The 24,502-nt window shown below is 71.1% G+C and carries 26 protein-coding genes; 20 read left to right on the forward strand and 6 right to left on the reverse strand.

Translation table 11 applies throughout. The features are described 5' to 3' along the window. Nucleotides 1-2: 2 nt before the first annotated feature. Nucleotides 3-338, reverse strand: coding sequence for an STAS domain-containing protein (locus tag QSJ33_RS10005; protein ID WP_285725171.1), 336 nt, complete (start codon nucleotides 336-338; stop codon nucleotides 3-5). A 172-nt stretch (nucleotides 339-510) separates the two neighbouring features. On the opposite strand from QSJ33_RS10005, the gene flgB reads away from it, so the two are divergent. The 16 genes from flgB (at nucleotide 511) to ric (ending at nucleotide 16,187) form a co-directional block, all read left to right on the forward strand. Then, a complete protein-coding gene (gene flgB, locus QSJ33_RS10010; protein WP_285725173.1) occupies nucleotides 511-939 on the forward strand; it encodes a flagellar basal body rod protein FlgB in 429 nt (142 codons plus the stop codon). A gap of 14 nt (nucleotides 940-953) precedes the next feature. After that, nucleotides 954-1,376, forward strand: a complete 423-nt coding sequence (gene flgC / locus QSJ33_RS10015; protein WP_420801394.1) for a flagellar basal body rod protein FlgC — start codon at nucleotides 954-956, stop codon at nucleotides 1,374-1,376. A gap of 76 nt (nucleotides 1,377-1,452) precedes the next feature. Continuing rightward, a complete protein-coding gene (gene fliE, locus QSJ33_RS10020; RefSeq protein ID WP_285725178.1) occupies nucleotides 1,453-1,770 on the forward strand; it encodes a flagellar hook-basal body complex protein FliE in 318 nt (105 codons plus the stop codon). A gap of 48 nt (nucleotides 1,771-1,818) precedes the next feature. Continuing rightward, entirely contained in the window at nucleotides 1,819-3,489 is a 1,671-nt protein-coding gene (fliF, locus tag QSJ33_RS10025) for a flagellar basal-body MS-ring/collar protein FliF (protein ID WP_285725180.1), read from the forward strand. Between the two features lie 3 nt (nucleotides 3,490-3,492). Continuing rightward, entirely contained in the window at nucleotides 3,493-4,497 is a 1,005-nt protein-coding gene (gene fliG / locus QSJ33_RS10030) for a flagellar motor switch protein FliG (RefSeq protein WP_285725181.1), read from the forward strand. A 9-nt stretch (nucleotides 4,498-4,506) separates the two neighbouring features. Next, a complete protein-coding gene (locus tag QSJ33_RS10035; protein ID WP_285725184.1) occupies nucleotides 4,507-5,241 on the forward strand; it encodes a FliH/SctL family protein in 735 nt (244 codons plus the stop codon). Continuing rightward, on the forward strand, nucleotides 5,238-6,602 hold the full coding sequence (locus QSJ33_RS10040; RefSeq protein ID WP_285725189.1) for a FliI/YscN family ATPase: 1,365 nt from the start codon (nucleotides 5,238-5,240) through the stop codon (nucleotides 6,600-6,602). The genes QSJ33_RS10035 and QSJ33_RS10040 overlap by 4 nt, the downstream gene beginning before the upstream one ends. After that, nucleotides 6,602-7,051, forward strand: a complete 450-nt coding sequence (locus QSJ33_RS10045; protein ID WP_285725192.1) for a flagellar export protein FliJ — start codon at nucleotides 6,602-6,604, stop codon at nucleotides 7,049-7,051. Before QSJ33_RS10040 ends, QSJ33_RS10045 begins: the two co-directional genes overlap by 1 nt. 19 nt (nucleotides 7,052-7,070) lie before the next feature. Then, a complete protein-coding gene (locus QSJ33_RS10050; protein ID WP_285725200.1) occupies nucleotides 7,071-7,613 on the forward strand; it encodes a MotE family protein in 543 nt (180 codons plus the stop codon). Nucleotides 7,614-7,687: 74 nt separating this feature from the next. After that, nucleotides 7,688-9,211 (forward strand): flagellar hook-length control protein FliK, encoded by a 1,524-nt coding sequence (locus QSJ33_RS10055; protein WP_285725202.1) that lies wholly within the window; start codon nucleotides 7,688-7,690, stop codon nucleotides 9,209-9,211. A 38-nt stretch (nucleotides 9,212-9,249) separates the two neighbouring features. After that, nucleotides 9,250-9,921, forward strand: coding sequence for a flagellar hook assembly protein FlgD (locus QSJ33_RS10060; protein WP_285725205.1), 672 nt, complete (start codon nucleotides 9,250-9,252; stop codon nucleotides 9,919-9,921). A gap of 12 nt (nucleotides 9,922-9,933) precedes the next feature. After that, a complete protein-coding gene (locus QSJ33_RS10065; protein ID WP_285725208.1) occupies nucleotides 9,934-11,181 on the forward strand; it encodes a flagellar hook protein FlgE in 1,248 nt (415 codons plus the stop codon). A gap of 93 nt (nucleotides 11,182-11,274) precedes the next feature. After that, entirely contained in the window at nucleotides 11,275-12,381 is a 1,107-nt protein-coding gene (gene ispG / locus QSJ33_RS10070; protein WP_285725210.1) for a flavodoxin-dependent (E)-4-hydroxy-3-methylbut-2-enyl-diphosphate synthase, read from the forward strand. Between the two features lies 1 nt (nucleotide 12,382). Continuing rightward, complete coding sequence (gene yidD / locus QSJ33_RS10075) at nucleotides 12,383-12,679, forward strand: membrane protein insertion efficiency factor YidD (protein ID WP_285725212.1); 297 nt, start codon at nucleotides 12,383-12,385, stop codon at nucleotides 12,677-12,679. 191 nt (nucleotides 12,680-12,870) lie between these two features. Next, complete coding sequence (locus QSJ33_RS10080) at nucleotides 12,871-15,330, forward strand: SIS domain-containing protein (protein ID WP_285725214.1); 2,460 nt, start codon at nucleotides 12,871-12,873, stop codon at nucleotides 15,328-15,330. A 140-nt stretch (nucleotides 15,331-15,470) separates the two neighbouring features. Continuing rightward, nucleotides 15,471-16,187: an iron-sulfur cluster repair di-iron protein gene (ric, locus tag QSJ33_RS10085; RefSeq protein ID WP_285725216.1), complete on the forward strand. Its 717-nt coding sequence runs from the start codon at nucleotides 15,471-15,473 to the stop codon at nucleotides 16,185-16,187. A 12-nt stretch (nucleotides 16,188-16,199) separates the two neighbouring features. On the opposite strand, the gene QSJ33_RS10090 is transcribed toward ric, so the two are convergent. After that, nucleotides 16,200-16,418 (reverse strand): hypothetical protein, encoded by a 219-nt coding sequence (locus tag QSJ33_RS10090; RefSeq protein WP_285725218.1) that lies wholly within the window; start codon nucleotides 16,416-16,418, stop codon nucleotides 16,200-16,202. 85 nt (nucleotides 16,419-16,503) lie between these two features. Here QSJ33_RS10090 and QSJ33_RS10095 point away from each other — a divergent pair, with 85 nt between their 5' ends. Next, nucleotides 16,504-17,202, forward strand: a complete 699-nt coding sequence (locus QSJ33_RS10095) for a lysophospholipid acyltransferase family protein (RefSeq protein WP_285725220.1) — start codon at nucleotides 16,504-16,506, stop codon at nucleotides 17,200-17,202. A 12-nt stretch (nucleotides 17,203-17,214) separates the two neighbouring features. On the opposite strand, the gene QSJ33_RS10100 is transcribed toward QSJ33_RS10095, so the two are convergent. After that, nucleotides 17,215-19,737, reverse strand: coding sequence for a protein kinase domain-containing protein (locus QSJ33_RS10100; RefSeq protein WP_285725222.1), 2,523 nt, complete (start codon nucleotides 19,735-19,737; stop codon nucleotides 17,215-17,217). A 108-nt stretch (nucleotides 19,738-19,845) separates the two neighbouring features. Here QSJ33_RS10100 and QSJ33_RS10105 point away from each other — a divergent pair, with 108 nt between their 5' ends. Continuing rightward, a complete protein-coding gene (locus tag QSJ33_RS10105) occupies nucleotides 19,846-21,381 on the forward strand; it encodes a sigma 54-interacting transcriptional regulator (protein WP_285725224.1) in 1,536 nt (511 codons plus the stop codon). Nucleotides 21,382-21,409: 28 nt separating this feature from the next. Then, the gene (locus QSJ33_RS10110) at nucleotides 21,410-22,159 is read left to right on the forward strand and encodes a YIP1 family protein (protein ID WP_285725226.1); all 750 of its coding nucleotides are present in this window, start codon (nucleotides 21,410-21,412) and stop codon (nucleotides 22,157-22,159) included. On the opposite strand, the gene QSJ33_RS10115 is transcribed toward QSJ33_RS10110, so the two are convergent. Beyond that, nucleotides 22,153-22,806, reverse strand: a complete 654-nt coding sequence (locus QSJ33_RS10115; protein ID WP_285725228.1) for an enoyl-CoA hydratase/isomerase family protein — start codon at nucleotides 22,804-22,806, stop codon at nucleotides 22,153-22,155. The genes QSJ33_RS10110 and QSJ33_RS10115 overlap by 7 nt on opposite strands. Continuing rightward, complete coding sequence (gene miaA, locus QSJ33_RS10120) at nucleotides 22,803-23,687, reverse strand: tRNA (adenosine(37)-N6)-dimethylallyltransferase MiaA (RefSeq protein WP_285725229.1); 885 nt, start codon at nucleotides 23,685-23,687, stop codon at nucleotides 22,803-22,805. Before miaA ends, QSJ33_RS10115 begins: the two co-directional genes overlap by 4 nt. An 81-nt stretch (nucleotides 23,688-23,768) precedes the next feature. Between miaA and QSJ33_RS10125 the strand changes: the two genes are divergently transcribed. Further along, nucleotides 23,769-24,131 (forward strand): hypothetical protein, encoded by a 363-nt coding sequence (locus QSJ33_RS10125; protein ID WP_285725231.1) that lies wholly within the window; start codon nucleotides 23,769-23,771, stop codon nucleotides 24,129-24,131. Here the strand turns inward: QSJ33_RS10125 and QSJ33_RS10130 are convergent. After that, nucleotides 24,128-24,487: a hypothetical protein gene (locus QSJ33_RS10130; RefSeq protein ID WP_285725233.1), complete on the reverse strand. Its 360-nt coding sequence runs from the start codon at nucleotides 24,485-24,487 to the stop codon at nucleotides 24,128-24,130. The genes QSJ33_RS10125 and QSJ33_RS10130 overlap by 4 nt on opposite strands. Nucleotides 24,488-24,502 lie beyond the last annotated feature (15 nt).

Consider the following 24,502-nt stretch of genomic DNA (forward strand, 5'->3'; position numbering starts at 1 on the left):
CCTCAGAACCCGGCGAGGGCCTCGTCCTCGGTGTCCTTCACTTCGAAGACCGAGTGAAGGCTGGTCATCTTGATGAGTCCGAAGATCTTGGGGCTCATGCCGCAGATGCGCAGCTCGCCACCCTTGCCCTTGATGGAGGTGTAGCAGCCCACCAGCTCGCCCACGCCCGAGGAATCCAGGTAGCTCACCTTGCTGAAGTTGATGACGATCTTGCGGGAGCCGTTGGACAGGGCCGTGCGGACCGCCTCGCCCAGCTCCTGGTCCCCGTCCCCCAGGGTGATCTTTCCCTCCGGTTGGAGGATCAGGACATCGTTGTGCTTGCGACTGTTCATGATCATGGGGGCCTCGAAATGAGGACGCCAGTGTAGCAAGGGACGGCCAACTTCCCACAAGGTCCCCACTTCGGTGCCGGCCACCCCCCGGGAAGGCCCCCGGATTCCGATCCGGCACGGGGACTGCATCCCCTCTCCCGGAGGCCGGGAGGACCCGGCCCAATCTGCAGGGTGCTCCATGTTCGATCTCGTCAGCGGCAATGCCATGATCCAGCTCATGGACCGGAGCATGACGTTGGCCTCCCAGCGCCAGACCCTCATCGCCTCCAACCTGGCGAACATCGACACCCCGGGCTACCGCACCCGGGACTTCGACTTCGAGGGGGCCCTCAAGGCCGCCCTGGCCGAGGGTGATGGGCAACAATCGCCCGCTTCCCTGGCCCGGACCAGCCCCATGCACCTCCAGGGCAGCCCGGGCGCGGAGTTCCCCGCCACCACCGATCCCGTCCGCCCCGATTCCGAGCGAAACGACGGCAACGACGTGAGCCTGGACCGGGAGAACATGCTGATGGCCCGCACCCAGATGGCCTACCAGAACGCCTCCAACTTCATGCAGGTGGAGCTGCGGAAGATGTACTTCCTGATCCGCGAATCCGTCGCCCACTAGCCGGAGGGATGACCATGAGCATCAACCAGATCCTCGACATCGCCAGCAGCGGATTGGCCGCCCAGCGCCTCCGGGTGCAGCTCATCGCCTCCAACATCGCCAACAGCGAGACCACGCGCACCAAGGAGGGCGGCCCCTACCGGCGCCGGGATGCGGTCTTCCAGGCCCAGGACCAGGGGGGCTTCGGCGAGGCCCTGTCCGCCGCGGGGGTCCGCGTGGCCAGCATCCAGACCAGCCAGGAGCCCTTCCTCACCCGCTACGAGCCCGGCCATCCGGACGCCGACGCCAACGGCGTGGTGAGATACCCCAACGTCAATCCCGTGGAGGAGATGGTGAACCTCACCGAGGCCAGCCGCTCCTACGAGGCCAACATCGCCTCCGTGCGCACGGCCAAGAGCATGGCCTCCTCCGCCCTGGAGATCCTGCGCGTGCAGTAGCCTGTCGGATTTTCGACTGGCCCCCCTTCCCCGTCCGGCCGATAGTTGAACGGGCCCCCTTCCCTGAGCCGATCCCATGGACCCCTTGAACATCCCCTCGATCCCCCCCCTCGGACCCGTCTCCCCTGCCAGCCAGACCGGGGCGGGCGGCGTGGCCGGCGGCGCCCAGGGCGAGGTCGGTTTCGGCGACCTCCTCAAGCAGGCCCTCCAGGAAGTGAACCAGGCTTCGGCCCAGGCGGACGGGGAGGCACGGAACTTGATGACTGGGGAGAGTGCAGACATGCACACGGCCATGCTGGCAGTCCAGAAGGCCGATCTCAGCTTCCAGATGATGATGGCCGTGCGATCCAAGCTGATCGACGCCTACCGCGAGGTCATGCGCATGCAGATGTAGCGCTGGCCGAGCTCCCGGGCACGGCCGATTCCCTGACGAGGAACGCCTATGGCCGGGGAAACCAACCTCGCTGACCAGTTCGTCAACGCCTTCAAGAGCATGAGCGCCACCCAGCGCGTGATGGTGGCCGCCATTTCCCTGACAGTGCTGCTGGCCCTGGCCGGCCTGGGCCTCTGGGCCGGCCAGGAGTCCAAGGGCGTCCTCGCCTCCAACGTCTCCCCCCAGGACGCCAGCACCATCGTGGCCCAGCTGGACAAGCAGCAGATCCCCTACGAGCTGAGCTCGGACCAGCGGACCATCCTGGTGCCCCAGAGCCAGGTGGGGCCGCTGCGCCTGAAGTTCGCCGGGGACGGCACCCTCTCCGGCGACAAGCTGGGCTTCGAGAAGCTGGAGAACGCCGGCATCGGCACCACGGATTTCGCCCAGAAGGTCATCCACCGGCGGGCCATGGAGGCCAGCCTCGCCCAGACCATCAAGTCCCTGAAGCAGGTGGCGGACGCCTCCGTCCACATCACCCCGGCCAACGACAGCCCCTTCCTCTCCGACAAGGAGGACGCCAAGGCCAGCGTGCTGCTGAAGCTGCGTGGCACCCAGCCCCTGCCGGACGAGAACACCCAGGCCATCGTGAACCTGGTGGCCGCCAGCGTGGAGGGCCTCAAGCCCGAGCAGGTGGTGGTCATCGACCAGTACAGCCGCATCCTCTCGCGCACCGGCCGGGATCCCATGGTCGGGGCCAGCGACGCCCAGAAGAAGGCGGCCCGGGAGGAGGAGGACTACCTCGTCCGCCGGGTGAGCGACCTGCTCGAGCCCGTGGTGGGCATCGGCAAGGTGCGGGCCACGGCGCACGTGGACCTGGACTTCGACAAGGTGAAGATCAACTCGGAGACCTTCGATCCCCAGGGCCAGGTGGAACGCAGCGTCCAGCAGAAGGAGGAGAAGATCCAGAAGCGGGACGGCGGCGCGGGCGTCCCCGGCACCGCCAGCAACGTGGCCCCGGCCAATGCCGCCGCCGCCGGCGGGAACCTCCTGGAGAACTCCGAGAAGAAGGAGACCACCACCAACTACGAGATCAGCAAGACGGTCCGGGCCATCGACCAGGCCACCGGCTCGGTGAAGCGCCTGACCCTCGCGGTGATCGTGGACGACGCCTCCACCTGGGAGAAGAACGACAAGGGCGAGCCCGTGCTCAAGCTCATCCCCCGCACCCCGGACGAGCTGAAGAAGATCCGCGACCAGGTGGCCGCCGCCGTGGGCATCCAGCCCAAGCGGGGCGACGAGCTCACCGTGGAGAACATGGCCTTCGCCGTGCCCCAAGTCAACCCGAAGGAGGAGGCCGAACAGCGGCGCCAGCAACTGTGGGATCTGGGCATCAAAGCTCTTCCCTACGTTATTTGGGCAGCCGTGGGCCTCATCCTCTTCTTCATGGTTGTCATGCCCGTGCTCAAGCGCCTCTCCTCTGCCCTGAACCGGCCCACGCCCCTGCGGGTGGCGCCCTCCGAGGGCGAGGCCGCGGCGGCCGCGCGCAAGAGCACGCCGATCCGCTCCATGGCCGAGGTCGAGGCGGAGATCGAGGCGGAGCTCAACGCCGACGCGGCCTTCTCGGCCCCCGAGGCCCGCCGGCGCGAGGTCATCCGCAAGCGCCTCCAGGAAGGGTCCGCCGAGGACCCCGAGACGATGGCCTCCCTGGTCCGGTCCTGGCTCCTCGAAGAAGGGAGGTAGGCCATGTCGAAGCTCAGCGGCGTCCAGAAGGCCGCGGTACTCATGGTCACCCTCGGGGACGACACCGCCGCGAACATCTTCAAGTACCTCGAGGAGGACGAGATCCAGACGATCTCCCGGGAGATCGCCATCACCAAGCACGTGCAGCCCGAGACGGCGGAAGAGGTCATGGAGGAGTTCCACACCATGGCCCAGGCCCGGAGCTACATCAGCCAGGGCGGCATCGAGTACGCGAAGAAGCTGCTCATCAAGTCCGTGGGGCCCGAGGTGGCCCGGAAGATCATCGACCGCCTGGTGAAGGCCCTGGAATCCAGCGCCGGCTTCACCAGCCTGGAAAGGGCCAATCCCCAGCAGCTCTCCAAGTTCATCCAGAACGAGCATCCGCAGACCATCGCCCTCATCCTCGCCCACCTCAACGCCTCCCAGGCGGCGGAGCTCATCTCCAGCCTGCCCGAGGCGCTGCGCAGCGACGTGGCCATGCGCATGGCCAGCCTGCAGGAGATCAGCCCCGAGGTGGTCCGCCGGATCAGCATGATCCTCGAGCAGAAGCTGGAGGCCCTGGGCTCCTTCGCCACCGAGGCCTACGGCGGCGTGCGGGCCGTGGCGGAACTCTTCAACCGCATGGACCGCAACACCGGCCGCGCCGTGCTGGAGAAGATCGAGACGGAGAACCCCCAGCTGGCCGCCAGCATCCGGGACCTGATGTTCGTGTTCGACGACATCCTCCTCATCGACGACACCGGCATCGCCGAGATCCTCAAGCGGGCCGACCGGAAGGTCCTCACCATCGCCATGAAGGGCACCAGCGAGGAACTGCAGAACCAGTTCTTCCGCAACATGTCCACCCGCGCCGTGGAGCTCATCAAGGAGGAGATGGAATTCATGGGCCCGGTGAAGCTCAAGGACGTGGAGAAGTCCCAGCACGAGATCGTGGAGATCGTCCGGCAGCTGGAGGAGGAGGGCGTCATCAGCATCGGCGGCGGCGGAGGCGAGGACTATGTCACGTAGGGTGGAGGCATGAGCCGCAAGGGCTACATCAAGTCCGAGGACCTCCGGGACACGCGCCTGGACGCCTTCCCCTACTTCCCGGTGGACACGTCCCTGGCCCGCAGCGCCGCGGCGGAGGAGGGCGAGGGCTCCATCGCCGACGACCTGGAAGGCACCGGACGCCCCCAGCGCTCCCCCGAGCAGCGGGTCATCGACCGGCTCCAGGAGGCGGAGCGGCAGGCCCAGGAGATCGCCCGGAAGGCCTACGAGGAGGGCTTCGCCTCGGGCGAGGCGGAGGGGCGCACCTTCGGCGAAAGCCAGTACGTGACCTACATCCAGCGCCTGGAGGCCCACCTCCGGGAGCTGGCCGCCGCCACCCTCACCCTCCGGGAGTCCCTCAACGACCAGCTCACGGCCCTGGCGCTCGCCGTGGGCGAACACCTGGCCGTCCAGCAGATCGAACGCTCCCCCCGCGCCGTGAAGACGCTCATGGAGCGGGTCCTGGAGGAACTGCCCTTCCCCCTGCCCCGGGGCACCCGGGACGGGGAGCTGCCCCTCCACGTCTACCTGAACCCCCTGGATCTGGAGCGGCTGGGCGACCACTTCATCGGCCACGGGGGCCTCGCCCTGGCCGCGGACCCGGCCCTCTCGCGGGGCAGCGTCCGGATCGAGGCGCCCCAGGGCATCCTCGACGCCTCCCTGGAGCGGCGCCGGGACCACCTCATGGAGATCCTCGGCCGCATGAAGGAGGGGGAGGGCCGATGAGCGGCCCCGCCCTCGATCCCACCTCCCTGGCGGACCAGGTCCGCGCCCTCCCGAAGGGCGCCTGGATGGGCCGGGTGGCCAAGGTGGTGGGCCTCGTCGTGGAATCCACCGGCCCGGACTGCTCCGTGGGCGAGCAGATGCTCATCCACGGGACGGACGTGACCGGGCGGCCCCGCCTCATCCACGCGGAGGTGGTGGGCTTCTCCGGGGACCGGGTGCTTCTCATGCCCATCGAGGAGACCGAAGGCATCCGCCCCGGCCTGTGGGTGGAGGGGACCGGACACCAGTCCGAACTCCCCCTCTCCGAGGCCCTGCTGGGCCGGGTCATCGATCCCCTCGGCCGGCCCATCGACGGCGGGCCGCCCATCGAGGCCACGGCCCACCTCCCACTCCAGGGCGCCCCGCCCAATCCCATGCGCCGGAAGCGCATCCACGAGGTGCTCTCCACCGGCGTTCGGGCCATCGACGGCCTCCTCACCCTGGGCAAGGGCCAGCGGGTGGGCATCTTCTCGGGGTCCGGCGTGGGCAAGTCCACCCTGCTGGGGATGGTGGCCCGGAACACCTCGGCCGAGGTGAACGTCATCGCCCTGGTGGGAGAGCGCGGCCGCGAGCTGCGGGAGTTCATCGAGAACGACCTGGGCCCCGAGGGCCTCAAGCGCAGCGTGGTGGTGGTCTCCACCAGCGACCAGTCCCCCCTGCTGCGGCTCCGCTGCGCCATGGCCGGCACCACCGTGGCCGAGTACTTCATGCGCCGGGGCCGGGACGTGCTCCTGATGATGGACAGCGTCACGCGCTTCGCCATGGCCCAGCGCGAGGTGGGCCTCAGCGCCGGCGAACCGCCCTCCTCGCGGGGCTACACGCCCTCGGTGTTCGCCCTGCTGCCCCGGCTCATGGAGCGGGCGGGCACCTTCGAGGGCATGGGCTCCATCACCGGCGTCTACACCGTCCTGGTGGAGGGCGACGACATGAACGAGCCCATCAGCGATGCCGTGCGCGGCATCCTCGACGGGCACATCATCCTGTCGCGCAAGCTGGCCTCGAAGAACCACTTCCCCGCCATCGACGTGCTGCCGAGCCTCTCCCGGCTCTTCGGCGCGCTGGCGCCACCCGAGCAGAAGCAGCTGGCGAGCAAGGTGCGCGACCTCATGGCCACCTACCAGGATGCGGAGGACCTCATCCAGATCGGGGCCTACACCAAGGGCTCCAGCCCCGCCATCGACCAGGCCATCCAGTTCCAGCCGGCCATCCAGTCCTACCTGCGCCAGGCCACCGCCGAGGCCGGGGACCACCGCCAGGCCCTGCTGGCCATGGGCCAGATCTTCGGCCTCGACCTCACGCCCTTCCTCAAGGACCAGCCCTGATGGCTGCCCGGTTCCACTTCCGTCTCGAACCGCTGCGCAAGCTGCGGGAGGCCCTGGAGCGCGAAGCCGAGCGCGCCCTGGGCCGGGCCCTCGAGGCGGAGCGGCTGGTCCGCGAGGAGATCGAGGCCCTGGCGGCGCAGCGGAAGGCCGTCTTCGATTCCCGCCGCATCGCCACGGGCGGGACGCTGGACCTGGCCCTCTGGCGGGCCGGGGAGGCCTTCCTGGTGGCGCTGGAACGCCGGCAGATCGAGGCCTTCGAGCGCCTGCGGGAGGCCGGCCACCGGGTCGCCGCCGCCCGCGAGGGCCTCACCGTCGCCCACCGGAACCACCTCATGCTCGTCCGCCTGAAGGAGCGCCGCGCCCTCCAGCACGCCCGCGAGCAGGAGCTTCGCGAGGCCATCGCCCTGGACGAGCTGGCGGTGCTCCGCCATGCCCGCCAGACCGCCTGACCGTCGGAAGGAGTCCGCCATGAACGCCCGCTACCTCCTCTGGATCTCCGCCCCCCTCGCCCTCAGCGCCGGCGTCCTCTGGCTGTCCGCCCAGGAGCCCAAGGCCGATCCCAAGGGCGCGGTGGAGGGCATCAAGGTCGCCGAGCTGGCCAACCAGCTCCAGGCCCGGGAGAAGCAGGTGGCCCAGAAGGAGGCGGAGCTGCGCCAGACGGAACAGCGGCTCACCACCCTCCAGGCGGCCCTGGACAAGGACCGCATCGACCTGGCCGCCCGGGAGAAGGCCGTCCAGGACGCCCTGGCGAAGCTGGAGAACCTCAAGGTCCGGCCGGTCATCGATCCCCAGATCATCCGCACCTACGAGGCCATGGACCCCGCCTCCGGCGCGCCGGCCATGAAGGAGCTGGCGGGGCAGAACCTGGACGTGGCCGTGGCCCTCCTGGCGGGCATGACCCCGAAGAAGGCCGCCAAGCTCATGGACCAGCTGGCCCTCCTGGACGCCAAGCTCGCGGGGAAGCTCTCGGAGCGGGTGGGGCTCTCGAAGCCGAAGGACCCGGCAGCCTGACGAATCTGCCCAGAAGGAGGCGGCACGATCCTGGCGCAGGGGGATAACCCGGATGCTCCGGGCGCGAGGTTCCCATGCTCCCCTCGGGCGCAGCGCTGGTCCCCCCCCTTCCCAATGCCCCCGCCGACCGGCCGGAGGCCCCGGAACCCGACGCCTCCGACAGCCGTTTCGCCAGCCTGGTGGCCCAGTTCACCCTGCCCCCGGCCCAGCTGCCCGCGGTGGCCCATCCTTCCCAGGCGTCCCCGCAGCCGGGCGCTGCGGCCGCGGCGCCTGCCGGCGGATCCCCGGCGGCCGGCAGCCAGGCGGACGCGGCCGCGGAGGCCGGCAAGGCCGGATCCGCCACGCCCTCCGCCCCGACCGAGGGGAGTCCGGCGGCCACGAAGACCACCCCGGAACCCTCCGCCCCGGAGGCCCCCGCGCCCCCCACCGATCCGGCCCTGGCCGCCACCCCGGCCCTCGCCGGTGGGGCCCCGTCCCCGGGCCCCCGGACGATGACCGAGCCCCTGCTCCCGGCCGGGGCGCAGGCCTCCGACGGCGCGGCGCCGCCGGTGCCCGCGGCGGCCACGGCCGTCCCGGCCCGCGGGGCCGTCCAGCCCCTTCCGGCCCCGCAGGGCCCCGCCGGCACCGGCGAGGCCGGACTTCCCGTCCCCGAGCCTGCCCCGCGAGCGGCCGCCCTGGCGGACGAAACCATCGGCGGCCTCGCCCCCCTCCTCCGCACCGCGGCGGTCAAGCCCCCTGCGGTCCACGCCCCGGAGCCGGCGACGGCGGCCGCGGCCCCGGTTCCCTCCCAGCCTCCGAACGTAACGGTATCTTTTGCCGGCATGGCCTCGCCCGGGGTCCCCACCCCGCCGGCCGCCGCGCCCCGGGTCCCGGTGATCGCCGCCCCCGGGGCCCTCCAGGAACCCGCGCCGGCGCCCCCCCTCTCCAGCGCCACCCCCACCGGCTCCGACCGGCCCCTGACCGCCGCACCTGCCCCCCCCGGCGGCAGCGCCTCGACCGGGTCGGAGGCGGGCGAGAGCCTGGCCGAGGAGACCGCGGCCAAGGCCGAGGCCACCGCCGCGGCCCTGCCCGGCCACCTCCACCCCGATGCGGGAACGCCGGGCGCCGCGGTGGCGTCGGCCCGACCGGCCCTCGCCCCCGACCCCTCCGCGGCGCCGGCCGCCCCGCCCCCGGCACCCGCCGCTCCGCCCCCGCTGACCGCGCCGCCGGTGGCCCAGGTGGACAGCAGCATGAAATGGATGCTCCGGAACGGGGCACAGGAGGCGCGGCTCCAGCTCCATCCGGATTCCCTGGGCCAGGTCACCATCCACCTGCGGGTGGAGGGCGGCGAGGTGCACGCCAAGCTGTGGGTGAGCGAACCGGCCTCGGTGCAGGCCGTCCAGGAGGGGCGACCGCACCTGGAGCTCTCCCTCAAGGAGCAGGGGCTCCAGCTGGGCAGCTTCGATCTGCACCAGGGGCACCGCCCCTTCCAGGAGGCGACCAGCACCCCGAATCCCCTCCCCGCGGACACGGTCCCCGTCGTCCCCGCACGGCAAGAACGGCCTCCTGCCATCGTCCCGACCCTCCAGAACCCGCACCAGATCGAGCTCTACGCCTGAGTGGCACAGTTCCTGAACCCACCCTTCCGGAGGTCCCCATGGAAACCGGCATGATCACCGCGGCCACGACCACGGCGAGCACCACCCCAAGCACCAGCAGCACGGCCAAGAACACCCTCAACCAGGATTCGTTCCTGCAGCTGCTGGTGGCCCAGCTCAAGAACCAGGACCCCACCTCCAGCTCGGCCATGGACCCGAACCAGATGGTCCAGCAGCTCACCAGCTTCTCCAGCCTCGAGCAGGCCACGCAGACCAACTCGCTGCTCCAGGGCCTGCTCGAGAAGAACCAGGCGCTCTTCCAGGCCCAGGCGGTCTCTATGGTGGGCAAGACGGTGAAGGTGGACGGCTCCGGATTCTCCCTGAAGGGGGGCCAGGCCTCCATGGGCCTCAACCTCTCCGCCGCCGCCGACGTGACCCTGACCGTGACCGACGCCAACGGGAACATCGTGACCACCCTCCCCGAAGGCAACCTGGGCAAGGGCGACCAGACCCTCACCTGGAACGGGACCGACGCCAGCGGGAACCAGCTTCCGGACGGCGACTACAAGGTGACCGTCACGGCCAAGTCCCTCAGCGGCGCCGCGGTCCCCTACACCACCAGCCTGATCCGGAAGATCGATTCCATGGCCTTCAACACCGACGGATCCATCTCGCTGTATTCGAACGGACAGGCCTTCTCCCTCGCCAACGTCATCCAGGTTCTTTCCTGACAGGAGCCGATCATGAGCCTCTACTCCGCCTTCTACTCCAGCCTCTCCGGCCTCTCCACCAACGCCAACGCCCTCAACGTGATCGGCAACAACCTGTCGAACATCAACACCGTGGGCTTCAAGGGGTCGGCCACGACCTTCCGCGACATCTTCAGCACGAGCCTGGGTGGGATCTCCACGCAGGGGAACGGGAACCCCATCCAGTTCGGCCTGGGCGTGCAGGTCAACGGCGTCAGCCAGGACTTCTCGCAGTCCTCCTTCCAGAGCACGGGCAACGCCCTCGACATGGCCATCCAGGGCAACGGCTTCTTCACCCTCCAGACCGTGGACGGCCGCCAGGTGTTCAGCCGGGCGGGCAACTTCACCCGGAACAGCGGAGGCTACCTGGTGGCCAGCGACGGCTCCAACGTCATGGGCTGGAACCGGGATCCCGTCACGGGCAACGTGAACACCTCGGCCGCCCTGGCCCCCATCCGCATCGACGCGGGCACCACCGCCAGCGCCTTCGCCACCCAGAACATCCGCCTGGGCATCAACCTGAACTCCGCCGCGGCCATCGGGGACACCCTGACCACCCCCATCCAGGCCTACGACAGCCAGGGCAACCCGCAGAACATCATCGTCACCTACACCAAGACCGGCGCGAACACCTGGAGCTACGCAGCCAGCGTGACGGCCCCCGCCACCATCGGCGCCGGAGCCACCGGGACCCTCACCTTCAGCTCCAGCGGCAACCTCACCTCGCCCACCACCAATCCCGTGTTCAGCAACATCAACTGGGGCAATGGCACCGCCGCGCAGAACATCACCTGGGACGTCCTGAACGCGGACGGGTCCCCCAACCTCACCCAGTTCGCGGCCTCCAGCAGCACCAACAGCACCTTCCAGGACGGCTACGGCGCCGGCACCCTGCGGGACCTCTCCGTGGACCAGAACGGCATCATCAGCGGCACCTTCACCAACGGGCAGGTCATCTCCCTGGCCCAGGTCTCCCTGGCCACCTTCAACAATGACAATGGCCTGGTGCAGACCGGCAACAACCACTGGGGCCAGAGCCTCGCGTCGGGCTCTCCCACCATCGGCCTCGCCAACCAGGGCGGCCGCGGCGGCGTGCTGGGCTCCAACCTGGAACTCTCCAACGTGGACATGGCCGGCGAGTTCACCAAGCTGATCCTGAGCCAGCGCGGCTACCAGGCCAACTCCCGCGTGGTCACCACCACCGACCAGCTGCTCCAGGAGACCCTGAACCTCAAGCAGTAGTCCCTCTCTCCACCCCCTGCGCGGCCCGCCCGGGCCGCGCGGCGCGTACGGCCCCCATAGGCGGTTAAACTGGATTCTTTGAACCGAGGCCCCATGTCCGACCTGGAACTCCAGCCCCTCGCCCCCCGCCGCCGCACCCGCCAGATCCTGGTGGGCAAGGTGCCCGTGGGCGGGGACGCTCCCATCACCGTCCAGAGCATGACCAAGACGGACACCCGCGATGTCGAGGCCACGGTCCACCAGATCTACGACTACGCCGGCGCCGGCTGCGAGATCGTCCGCGTGAGCGTGCCCACCAAGAAGGCCGGCGAGGTCTTCCACGAGATCTGCGCCCGCAGCCCCATCCCCGTGGTGGCCGACATCCACTTCGACTACCGCCTGGCCCTGGTGGCCGCCGACGGCGGCGCCGCCTGCCTCCGGATCAACCCCGGCAACATCGGCGGCCAGGACCGCGTGCGGGCCGTCGTGGACAAGGCCGGCGAGAAGGGCATCCCCATCCGCATCGGGGTGAACGGCGGCAGCCTGGAGAAGGACCTGCTGGAGAAGTTCGGCACCGCCACGCCGGAGGCCATGGTGGAGAGCGCCCTGCGCCACATCGAGGTGCTGGAGCGCGAGGGCTTCCACGACATCAAGATCAGCCTCAAGGCCAGCGACGTGGTCCGCACCGTGCAGGCCTACCGCCTGCTGGCGAAGCAGGTGGACTACCCCTTCCACCTGGGCATCACCGAGGCGGGCACCCCCTTCGGCGGCACCATCCGCTCCAGCGTGGGCATGGGCATCCTGCTGGCCGAGGGCATCGGCGACACCATCCGCGTCTCCCTCACCGGCGACGGCGAGGACGAGTGCCGTGTCGGGCACGAGATGCTCCGCTCCCTGGGCCTGCGCTCGGGCGGGTTCCGCATGGTGAGCTGCCCCAGCTGCGGCCGGGTGCAGATCGACCTCAACCGCGTGGCGAACGAGATCGAGGAGGGCCTCAAGGCCATCAACCACGAGAACATCACCTACGCGGTGATGGGCTGCGTGGTGAACGGCCCCGGCGAGGCCAAGGACGCCGATCTCGGCGTGGCCGGCGGCGCCGGCGAAGGCCTCATCTACCGCAAGGGCGAGCTCATCCGGAAGGTGAAGGAGGAGGACCTCGTCCCCGCCTTCCTGGAGGAGGCCCGCAAGGTCAAGGCCGAGGCCGATGCGGCGAAGGCCTAGCATGATCGGCTGGGCGGCGGCGCATCCCCTCCTGGCCCTCGGCCTCTACCTGCTGCTGGAGGCCCTGCTGCCGGTGTGGCTCCAGCCTACCGCGTGGGTGCTCCGCGGCTCGATCCGGGTGTACCAGCTGACCCTCTCCAGCCACCTGCCCACCCAGTGCAAGTTCACGCCCACCTGCAGCCACTACGGCCTGGAGGCCATCCGGAAGTACGGCACCCTGCGCGGCGGCCTGCTCACCACCTGGCGGCTCCTCCGCTGCTCGCCGCTCACCCATGGCGGTGTGGACCCCGTTCCCTGATCTGTTCACCGCGCGGGGACATCAAGGCAACTGATCACCGCCAAGGCGCCAAGAAAAGCGAAAACGGCCGTTCTTGGCGTCCTTGGCGACTTGGCGGTGGATCTTTCATCCTTCCTCGGTTTGAAGGATTCCGGGAAACACACCAAGATGGTCGTTTGGACCGGCTCCGCGCCGGCCCGATGGAGCCGGCCATGTGCGGAATCGTGTCCCTCTGCTACGGAACCCCGAACCCCGCCCTGGGGCAGGAGGCCGGCGAGCTGCTGAAGCGGCTGGAGTACCGGGGCTACGACTCCACCGGCGCGGCCTTCATCGGCGCTGATCTGGGCATCCGCCTCCTCAAGAAAGTGGGCGCCCCCAGCCGCGTGGTGCCCGAGCTGGGCATCGACCGGGAATCCGGCCAGCGCTTCATCGGCCAGGTCCGCTGGGCCACCTACGGCGCCGTCACGGACGTGAACAGCCAGCCCCACCACACGCCCTGCAAGCTGCCCTTCGTGGGGGCCCACAACGGCAACATCTCCAACACCGACGCGCTGAAGCCCTACCTCTCCGCCCGGGGCCACAAGGTCGTGTCCGACAACGATGGGGAGATGATCACCCACCTCGCCGAGGACTTCTACGCCGCCAACCTGGCCGATCCCGGCCCCGCCCTCGCCGCGGCGCGGAGCGCCCTCGCCTCAGCGGGCCTGGGGCTCGCCGTCCCCGACCAGGTCCTCCTGCTCATCGACGGGGCGCGGAAGGCCGATGCCAAGGCCGAGGGCTCCTACGCCGCGGCCTTCTCCGATCCGGCGGTGCCGGGCGTGGTGGCCGTGAAGTCGGGATCCTCCCTCTATGCCGGCATCGGCACGGACGCCCACGGCGACTTCGTGGTGGTGAGCAGCGACCTCACCTCAGTCCTCTCGAAGACCCGCATGCTCATCCCGCTCACCGAGGGCGAGGGCCTCTGGTTCACCGAGCGGGAGTACCTGGTGTTCAGCCTCGGGAAGGAGCTCACCTTCTCCGTGCCCCGGCCCAAGCGCTCCAAGCTGAACGTAAGGGACACGGGCCTCCGGCCGCCCTTCCGCTACTTCATGGAGCAGGAGATCGCCTCCTCGCCCGACAACCTCGACGAGGTGCTGCGCTACTACTTCCGCTCCCCCGAGACGGACGGCCTGTTCGCCGCCTTCGAGGACCGGAAGGACCTCTGCAAGGCCCTCCTCGGGAAGGTGATGGCCCTCTACGAAGTGCCGGCCGAGGCCTCCCTGGGCGCCGCCCTGGCGGCCCTCCTGGCCGATCCCGTGTACCGGGAGCTGGCCAGCCGCGTGAAGCCCCACCAGGACGTGCTCCAGGCCTGGCGCGGCCATCCCGTCTCCGACGAACGGCAACTGCTGGCCGATCTCGCGCGGCTGGATCCCTCCGCCGGCGAGGCCCTGGCCCTCTTCGACCTGCTGCTGGTGTGGAAGAAGCGCCGCCGCGTCACGCGGCACCTCATGGAGCTGGTGCAGGCGATCCGCGAGTCCGGCAAGGAGGGCGGCCGGGTCTTCCTGGTGGCTTCCGGCACCTCGTACCATGCGGCCCTGGTGGCGGCCACCTTCTTCAACAGCCTCGCCGGCGTGGCCGTCTTCCCCTGCAATCCCGGCATGTTCCGGTCCATGTACCTGAACGCCCTCAGCGCCCGTGATCTGCTCATCGGCATCACCCAGTCCGGCGAGACGAAGGACCTGGTGGACATCTTCCAGGACGTGCGCACCCGCGTCCCCGGCCTGCGCCGCGTGTCGCTGGTGAACAACGAGAACAGCCGCATCCCCCAGGAGCTGTCGGAGTTCTACCTGCCCATCCTCTGCGGCCCCGAGATCGCCGTGGCCGCCACCAAGAGCTTCCTCAACCAGGTGGCCATCCTCTACGTGCTGGCGGCCTCCTTCTCGCTCACCGAGCGCAAGATCGCCGAGAACCTGGGCCGCGCCAAGGACCTCATCCGCGAGACGCTGCGCCTGTCCGGGCCCGACATCGAGGAGGCCGCCCTCCGGCTCCACCTGGAACCCTCGCTCCACATCCTCGGCACCGGCCTCATCGGGCTGGCCCGCGAGGGCGCCCTGAAGATCCGCGAGGTGGTGCTCAACCATGCCGAGGGGTACGACGCGGCGGAGTTCAAGCACGGCCCCAACACCATCCTGGGCAAGAACACGCTCTTCTCCGTGCAGGACCTGGCGGGCCTGCTGGAGGTCTACGAGCAGCACCGGGACGGCCGCCCCTTCGCGGGCGGGCTCGAGTCCCTGAAGGCCTGGCCCGAGCTTGTCGAGACGCGGTTCTCCAACTACCCCCTGCTCTTCGTGTGCCCCAGCGAGGAGCGCGACGTCCGCATCACCATCAGCCAGATCCACACCCACAAGATCCGCGGCGCGGACATCCTCCTCATCGCCGAGAAGAACCCGGAATTGGCGCTGGCCGTCTCCGGCAGGCCCATGGGCCAGGACCGCTACTGGTCGAAGGTCCTGGAGGTGCCCTTCTCGGGGGACCCCAACCTCTTCGTCTTCACGGCCTCCGTGGTCCTCCAGCGCCTGGCCTTCCGCATGTCCGTCCTGAAGATGGAGTACCTGGACGGCCTCGGCGTGGCCGACCACGGCGTCCATCCCGACGCCCCCAAGAACGTCTCCAAGTCCATCACCGTGGACTGAAATCAAACGACTTGTAGGGTCGACGGCCCGGGGCTCCACTTTATTTAGGAAAACCAGACCGTTTTAGTATGACTTGTGACCCCCGCCACCCCCCGCCTGCCCCACCTTGAGGTCGGGGCCCTGCCCCGCGAGGAGATCCCATGACCCCGGACCTGCAGACCAAGCTGGGCGAGCTGGTGCTCGAGCGCCCCGAGACCATGCGCTACTTCGAGGGCCTCGGCCTCGACTACTGCTGCGGCGGCCACCGCAGCCTGGGGGAGGCCTGCGCCAGCGCCGGCCTGCAGACCGAAGCCGTCCTGGCGGGCCTCGCCACCCTGGAGGATCCCGCCGCCGGAACGCCCTCGCTCCAGGCCTGGACCCAGGCCACCCTGGCGGCGCTCATCGGCCACATCGTGCCCACGCACCACGACTACCTTCGCCGGGAACTGCCGCGCCTGAAGGGGCTCCTCGACAAGGTGCAGGCCGCCCATGGGCCCCGCCACCCGGAGCTGGAGCGGGTGGGGGAGATCTTCGCCGCCCTCTACGCCGACCTGCTGCCCCACCTCATGAAGGAGGAGCAGATCCTGTTCCCCTTCATCATCCGCATGGAGCGGGGCGAGATGGGCGGAGCCTGCTTCGGCAGCGTCCAGAGCCCCATCCGCGTGATGGAGGTGGAGCACGAGGCCGTGGGCGTCCTGCTGGCCGAGCTGCGCCAGCTCACCTGGGCCTACACGACCCCCGCGGACGGTTGCGCCACCTTCCGGGCCCTCTACCTGGGCCTGGAGGAGCTGGAACGGGACCTGCACCTGCACATCACGCTGGAGAACCAGATCCTCCATCCCCGGGCCCGCGCCCTGGAAGCGGCCCTGCAGGCCTGATCCAGCGCGGCGTCAGCCCGCGTCCTGCACGGACCAGCGGTCCGTGCAGCCGTGGCTCTCCACCACGTGCCGGGCCCGGCGCAGCTTCAGCGTGTGCTGCACGGTCTGCATGACGGTGAAGAGGGCATCCTGGATGCCCAGCCGGGCCAGGTCCGCCGCCGTGAACCAGGCCACGCCGTCGTGGTCCTTCCGGGACGCATGATCCGCCAGGATCCGATCGGTGATGCCCACGGGAACCTCCCTGCCTTGATAGCCTGGATACCACAGGGGGGGACGCGTGGCCAACTGGCGGAATACGAGGCTCGGCGGATTTGTGATGGCGGTCTGGGCCGGACTGATGGTCCCCTGCACCGTCATCGGCATCCTCCTGGCCGTTCCCTTCCTCGGTCCCCGGCGCGCCTTCTTCACCGTGGGCCCCTGGTATGCCCGGAGCGTGGGCTGGTTCTGCCGCGTGCCCATCACCCTCCACGGCTGGGACCAGCTCCCGGCGGACATCCGGGAGGGGCGCCAGCCGGTGATCTTCATGTCCAACCACGAGAGCCAGCTGGACCCGCCTGTGCTCATCGGGGTCCTGCCCCTGCCCGCGGTGTACATCGCCAAGAAGGAGGTGAAGTACCTCCCCTTCGTCGGCTGGGCGGCCATGGTGGCCGGCGTCATCTTCATCGACCGCCGGGACCGGGAACGGGCCATCCGGAGCATCCACGCGGCGGCCCTGGAGATCCGCGGCGGCAAGAACGTGGTCATCTTCCCCGAGGGCACCCGCAGCCCCACGGGGCGGCTGCTGCCCTTCAAGAAGGGCGGCTTCGCCCTGGCGCAGGAGGCCGGCGTCCCCATCGTGCCCCTGGCCACCCTGGGCGGCTTCCAGGTGCTGCCCCGGGGAAGCGCCCTGATCCGGCCTGGCCGCTACGAGGTGCATGTGGGCGCGCCGGTGGAGGCCTCGGCCTACGCGGAGCGGGACGCCCTCGCGGAGGAGGTGCGCCGCCGGATCGAGGTGCTGATCTCCGGAGCCCGGTAGCCCGGGGCCCGCTCAGCGGAAGATCGGATCCTGCTGGGCCACCCGCCGCTTCCCGGGGTGCAGGCGGTCCGCCAGGTCCACCAGCTGCTGGGCCTCGGCGGCGGCACCCAGGCGCGCGGCGGCCCGGGCCATGAAGTAGAGGTTCACGGAGAGCACCCGCTTCTCGTTGTGCTTCTTGGCGGCGAGATCCGAGGCCAGGGTGCGCTGACGGAAGGCCTCGAACAGGGCCAGGGCCCCCGGACCGTCCCCCGCGGCGGCCCGGCCCAGGCCCGCGAGGAGGACGGCGCTGGAATGCTCCGGCGGCCAGGCGCCCGCCAGGGCCTTCACATCGGCGACCACCTCGGCCCGGTCGCCCTGGTCCCAGGCGGCCACCGCCAGGAGGCTGCGCAGCACGTTGGAATTGGGGACCTCGCGCAGGCCGGCGCGGAGACGGGCCTCGGCCTCCGCGGGCCGCCCCATCCAGAGCAGCGCGTCGGCGGCGGTGACGTAGGCGTACTCCGCCGCGGGGCGGAGGGCGATGGCCCGGTCGGCGTGCAGCAGGGCGGGCGGCAGGTCGCCGTCGTTCTGCAGCAGCACGCCATAGCGGTGGTGGGCCTGCCAGTCGTCCGGGAAGAGGCTGAGGGCCTTCTCGAAGTAGCGGCGGGCGGCCTGGTGGTTCTCCTCGCCGTCGAGCCCCGCGAAGACATCCGCCAGCACGTCGTAGGCCTTGTGGTCCGCCGGATCGAGGCGCACCGCCTGGAGGGCCATGCGGCTGGCGCCCTCCAGGTCACCCAGGCGCAGCAGGATGGAGCCCAGGGCGCGGTAGGAGTTGGGCGCGCTGGGATCCAGGGCCAGGGCCTCCTGGGCGGCCTGGCGGGCCTGGCGGAGGAGCGCCTGGCCCTCCTCGAAGCGGCCCTGGCTGAGGGCCTTGGTGACGCCGAACTCCGCCAGGGTCCAGGCGTACTCGGCCCGGGCGGGGGCGTAGTTGGGCTCGATCTTGATGGCCGAGGCCAGGAGGTTGTGGGCCAGCTCGATGGAATCCTGGTTCCCCTCCGTGAGCACCTCCACGGCCTTGGTGTACAGCTCCCGGGTCCGGGGGTCCTTGGCCTGGGAACCCGGCGCGGGGGCCGGCCCCTCCAGGCCCAGCTCGCGGGGGAGCCGCTGCTGCAGCTCGTCCTCCAGCTTCAGCTGGTCCGCCAGGGGGCGGTCCAGCTGGAACTGGCGCTGGGTGTTCCCGGACCGCGCCTCCACGACCCGGACGTTCATCCGGACCTGGCCGCCCACCACCTGGTAGCTGCCCAGGATCAGGGTGTCCGCCTTCAGCTCCCGGCCCAGGGCGCCCAGGGACCGCGGGGCCCGGCCCGGCGCATCGCCCAGCTGGTGCATCGCCTCCACCACCCGCAGGCGGTCCACCACCAGCAGGTCGTCCCGGCGCACCAGCCCGAAGGCCATGGCATCGGCGAAGCTGTTGCTGAGCCAGGCCTGGTCGGGGTTGGGCTGCAACTGCTCGAGGGGGAGCACGGCCACCACCCGCCGGCCCTGGGTGAAATCCATCGTGGAGGCGCGACGGGCCTCCCCGAGGGCGGTGCGCTCGCCCCGCCGCAGGAGCCAGGCGCCGCCCAGCCCACCGGCCACGAGGAGCACGGCGGCCCCCGCCCCCAGGACCAGGGGGCGGCGCAGGCGGGAGGCCGGCTTCAGGTGGCGGACGGTGGCGGTGGGGATGTCCTCCGTGAGGCCGCCCCAGAGGGTCTGGAGGTTGGGGAACCGGTCCTGGGGCCGCTTGCTCACCAGGCGGTGGATGGCGTCCTGGAGGGTCCGCGGCAGGTCGGGCCGGACCTCCGACAGGGGGCGCGGTTCGTCCCGGGTGACGGCGTAGAGCGTGTCCACGAGGCTGGCCCGCAGGAAGGGATGGGTGCCCGTGGCCAGCTCGTAGAGCACCACCCCGAGGCTGAACTGGTCCGACTGGCCGGTGAGGGCCTGCCCGTTGGCCTGCTCCGGGCTCATGTAGGCGGGCGTGCCCTGGGAGTAGCCGGGGGCGGTGCGCTCCACCAGGGTGGTGTGGTGCGACGTCGCGCCCACGGGCAGGTCGTCGCCCCCCCGGCGCGCGATCCCGAAGTCCAGGATCTTGAGCTGGCCGTCCTCCGTGAGGAGGAGGTTCTCGGGCTTGATGTCCCGGTGGACGATGCCCTTCTGGTGGGCGTGCCAGAGGGCCGACGCCGCCTGCCGGGCCAGGGCATGGAGATCGGCGGCCTCCATGGGCGGTCCCACGAGGGAGCGCAGGGTGCGTCCCTCCACCAGCTCCATGGCGATGTAGGGCAGGCCGTCGACCTCCCCCGCGTCATAGATGTGGGCGATGTTCGGGTGGTTCAGCTGGCAGGCCAGCTTGGCCTCGCCGATGAGGGCCCGGCGCCGGAGGTCGTCGGCGTCCTTGAGGATCTTGAGGGCGACCTCCCGCTCCAGGCGCAGGTCCAGGGCCTTCCAGACCTCGCCCATGGCCCCCTCGCCAAGGCGGGCCAGCAGACGGTAGGAACCGAAGTGCGAGGAGTCGGGGGACAAGGGCCTGCCTGTGCGAGTGCGCCATTGTATCCGTCACCACCCCTGAGTGGACCGGGAAGGCGCTTGACCCCCGATCTCGACATATCGAGAATCAACCCGAGGCCGACCATGCCCATTCCCGATCTCGAAGCCGCCCTCACCGGCGCCCGCCTCGTGGAGGAGGCCGGGGCCCTCCTCACCCATGGCGGCGACCCCGAGGCCATGGTGGGCCACGCCTTCGAGCGCCTGGGCGAGCTGGTCCCCTTCGACCTGGCCACCGTGCTGCTCCGCGAGGGCGACGGCCTGCGCGTGGCCCATGCCATCGGCCCCCTCGCCACCCCCGCCCTGGCCGGGGCCCACATCCCCGTGCGCGGCAACCCCCGACTCATCAGCGCCCTGAAGCCCCGCTCCCGCCCCGCCACCTTCGAGGAGGAGGATCCCGGCGAGGACACCTTCCACGGCCTGCTGGAGATGCCCCACGGGCACAGCTGCCTGGTGGCGCCCCTGCGCAGCCGGGGGGAGACCTTCGGCCTGATGACCCTCGACGCCATGGTGTGCCGCCAGTACCCGGAGAGCGTGCTCCACCACGTGGGCGTCTTCGCCTCGCTGCTGGCGCTGGGGCTCAAGCAGGCCGAGCACCTGGCCCGGCTGGCGGAACGGGAGCGCAGCCTGGCGGAGGAGGTGAGCTACTTCCGGGAGGTCCAGCGCCGGGACGTGCTGCAGGAGCCCCTGCGCGCGGGCAGCCCCGCCATGCGGGGCATCCTGGACCAGCTCGGGCAGGTCGCGGCCACCACCACCACGGTGCTCATCACCGGCGAGACGGGCACCGGCAAGGAGAAGGTGGCCCAGACCCTCCACCACCTCTCGCCCCGTCGCGAGAAGCCCTTCATCAAGGTGAACTGCAGCACCCTCCCCGCGAACCTCATCGAATCGGAGCTCTTCGGCCACGTGAAGGGGGCCTTCAGCGGCGCCGCCACCGCCCGCAAGGGCCGCTTCGAGCTGGCGGACGGGGGCACCCTCTTCCTCGACGAGATCGGCGACCTGCCCCTGGACCTCCAGCCCAAGCTGCTGCGGGCCATCCAGGAGCGGGAGATCGATCCCCTGGGTTCGGAGAAGCCCCGCCGGGTGGATGTCCGCCTGGTGGCCGCCACCCACGTGGACCTGGCCCGGGCCGTGGCCGAGGGCCGCTTCCGGGAGGACCTCTACTACCGGCTGAACGTGTTCCCCCTGCACCTGCCGCCGCTGCGGGAGCGGCCGGAGGACATCGCCGCCCTGGCCGAGGGTTTCCTGGAGCGCTTCGCCCGCGAGAACCGCCGCCCTCCCCTCGCGCTCCCGCTCTCCGTGCGGGAGCAGCTGGAGGGCTACGCCTGGCCGGGCAACGTGCGGGAGCTCCAGAACGTCCTGGAGCGGGCGGCCATCCTCTCGACGGGGCGCGAGCTGCGGCTGCCGCCCGGGGCCCTGCCCGCGCGCCCGGGCGGCGGGAACCGCCCCATCCCCACCTGGGAGGCCCAGGAGCGCACCTACCTGGAGCGCCTGCTGCGGCACACGGGGGGCAAGATCTCCGGCGCCGACGGGGCCGCCGCCCTGGCGGCGCTGGCCCCCTCCACCCTGCTCTCCCGGCTGGAGCGGCTGGGCCTCCGGCCGAAGGACTTCCGCGGGGCGTGATAGCGTAGAGGCCCCCCCGGAGTCAGCCATGAGCGAGCCTTCCGCTCCCTTCGAACCCACTCCCCTGGCCCAGCCGCCCGCGCCGCCGATCTGGGAGCCGCCTTCCATGGCAGCCCCGTCGCCCTCCCTCCGGCCCGTGCCCTTCGAGGACCTGGAGGCCATGCCCGGCTTCTGGGAGCGCGTGGGGGCCATGTTCCGCCTGGTCTTCACCCAGCCCTTCGAGCTCTTCGACCGCGTGCCCGTCACCGAGGGGATGGGCGCACCGTGGCGCTTCCTGCTCCTGCTCTCCGTGCCCATCTTCCTCATCATGGCGGCGGTGTTCCTCTTCGTGGGCATGGGCGCCGCGATGGCCACCCTGGAGGCCAAGGCCGGGGCGGAGGCCCACACCTTCGCCGCCCTCGTGCCCGTGATCTTCCTCGTGATCCTGCTCCTGATGCCCCTCTTCAGCTTCCTCGGCATGGTCATCGGCGGCGCGCTGAACCACCTCTTCCTCTGGATGTGGGGCGGCCTGAAGCCCGGCGTCGGCGCGGACCAGAGCATCCGGGCCTACGGCTACGCCTCGGCCTTCCTGCAGATCGGGGGCCTGGTCCCCTACCTGGGCATCCTGATCCAGCTGGCCGGCATCGTCGTCATTGGCATGGGCCTGGCGCGCATGCACAAGACCGACACCTGGCGCGGCGTCTGCGCGGCCCTGACGCCCCTGGTGCTCGTCTGCTGCTGCGGGGGGATCCTGGTCGCCATGCTCGTCCCGGCGATGATCGCCGCCGGGCATCACTGACCGGAGAGCCAGCCTTCCACTTCGGGCCGAACCCTGGCCGGCGCCAGCCGGCGGTGGACAGCACCGGCGGCGAGGGCCGTGGCCCCATCCCAGGTCTCGAAGTGCCGGAAGAGCCGGTCCGCGCCCCCGGCGCCCAGCAGCTCCGGCAGGCGCACGGTGCCGCCGAAGCCCGTGAGGATGCCGTGCTTCGCCGCGGGATGCGCCAGGCGGAGACCGCCGCGGCCGTCGGGCCCCGCGTCCACGGCCCAGCGTTCCTGGCCGTGGAGGGCCAGGTCGCAGCCGCCCCCCATGGCCACGCCGGAGATCACCGTGAGGGTGCGCCAGCCGGGCCAGAGCAGGTGGCCCATCACCCGCTGGCCGCGCCGGGCGAACGGATCGGCGGCCACCGGGTCCAGGGCCCCCACCTCGTGCAGGTCCGCCCCGGCGGAGAAGTGCCGTCCGTGGCCCGCCATCCAGCTCGCGCCGCTCAGCGCTACGCGGCGGATCCCCGCCCAGCGCAGCTCGAGGAACAGCCGGTCCAGGGCCACCAGCAGGTCGCTGTGGAGGCGGTTCAGGCCGTCGCCGGAGCGCAGGCCGATCCAGGCCCAGTCCGCGCCGCGCAGCAGGTCGAGGGACGTCCGGCCCTCGTACCAGGGGACGGGGGTCACGGTTCCAGCCCCAGCCGGGCGAAGGCCGCCGCCAGGGGCTCGGTGTCCGGATCCCATTCGGGCGCGTCCGGCAGCTGGTGGCGGAACCAGGTGACCTGCCGCTTGGCGTAGGCCTGGGTCTCCTTCACCACCTCGGCCTGGAGGGCCCCGGCGGGTCCGCCCGCCATCCAGGCGCCGTAGCCCAGGGGTCGGAGGGCCTCCAGGTCGGCGCGGTGGCCCTCCGCCAGCAGGCGTGCCACCTCCTCCGGCCAGCCGGCGGCCACCTGGGCGGCCACGCGGGCCTTCACCCGCGCCTTTCGAGCCTCGCGGCCGGGCGAGACCACCAGCACCCGCCAGCCCTCCGGGATGCCCGGGGCCATGCCGGTGAGGAGGGCCGAGGGGCGCTGTCCGGTGGCCAGGTGCAGGGCCAGGGCCCGCTGCACCCGGGCCCCGTCGTTGGGATGCAGGTCCGCGGCCCGGGCCGGGTCCACCGCCGCCAGGAAGCGGTGCAGGGCCGGCACGCCCAGGGCCGCCGACCAGCCCCGCACCCGCGTCGCGAGATCCGGGGGCACCGGGGGCAGCTCGCTGAGCTGGTTCCAGATCCCTCGCAGGTAGAGCCCCGACCCCGTGACCAGGACGGGTTCCCGACATGCCGCGAGCCAGGCGCGCACCTGGGTTCCGAACTCGGCCGGGTTGGGACGGGCCGAGAGCGGCAGCACCCCGTAGCCCAGGTGGGGCACGCCGCCCTGCTCGGCCGGATCGGGCTGTCCGGTACCGATGGGCAGGCCCGCCAGGGCCTGGAAGGGGTCGCCGTTCACCACCGTCCCCCCCACCTTGCGGGCCACCGCCACCGCCAGGGCGGACTTGCCGGAGGCCGTGGGACCGAGGAGCGCGATGGGCATGGATCCACGCTATCAGGTGTCGGCGGCCGGCCGCCGGCCCCGGGAAGGGAACCTGGACGCGGGGTGGGATCATTAAAGGTCATGCGCCTCGTCTGCCTCCTCTGCCTCGGCACGGCCCTCGCGGCCCAGTCGGCCCGCGCCCTGCCCGAGCCGGGACGGGACGGGGCCTTCCTGGCCCGGGTGATGGAGCCTCCGGCGGAAGGGCAGGCCCGGCCCTGGCATACCTTCCGGGTCCCCGCCGAGGGGGCTTCTGCGGTGGTGGAGGTCGTGGGCGAGCTCACCGCCGAGGAGCTCCGGCAGGTGAAGTTCAACGACTTCCTGGCCTGGTTCCGGGAGGATCTCCGCAAATTCATGCTCGAACACGCGGGCGTGGAGATGGCCGCCGGTGCCCCGGCCGCCGGACCCGGTCCCCGCCTGGTGCCCCTGGGCCGGGTGGGCTTCTAGGAGCCCGTCCCCCGGGGCCACTCCCCGAGGAGCCTCGGCAGGATGAGCGCGGCCTGGTCCCGGGCCAGGAGGGCGGCCTCCAGGGCGTGCCGGGCGGCCTCCTCGGGGGACTGCCGGGGCGTGAGCAGGGCCTCCAGCTGGCCCCGGAGGCGCGCGGTCGCGCGCTCCGGATCCGGCAGGTGGCACCTCGCGGCGGCCTCGAAGGTGACCATGAAGCACTGGATGGCATCGCAGGCGGCGGTGACGATGGCGGCGCTGTTCCGGTGGTCCGCTTCCAGGGCCAGGGCCGCCGCCAGGAGGCGGAGGCCATCCTCGAACGTGGCCTGGGGGGAACCGCTGGGGCCGGAGCCGGACATGCCTCCAGCTAACCA

The sequence above is a fragment of the Geothrix rubra genome (genome assembly GCF_030268065.1).
GTDB classification, from domain to species: domain Bacteria; phylum Acidobacteriota; class Holophagae; order Holophagales; family Holophagaceae; genus Geothrix; species Geothrix rubra.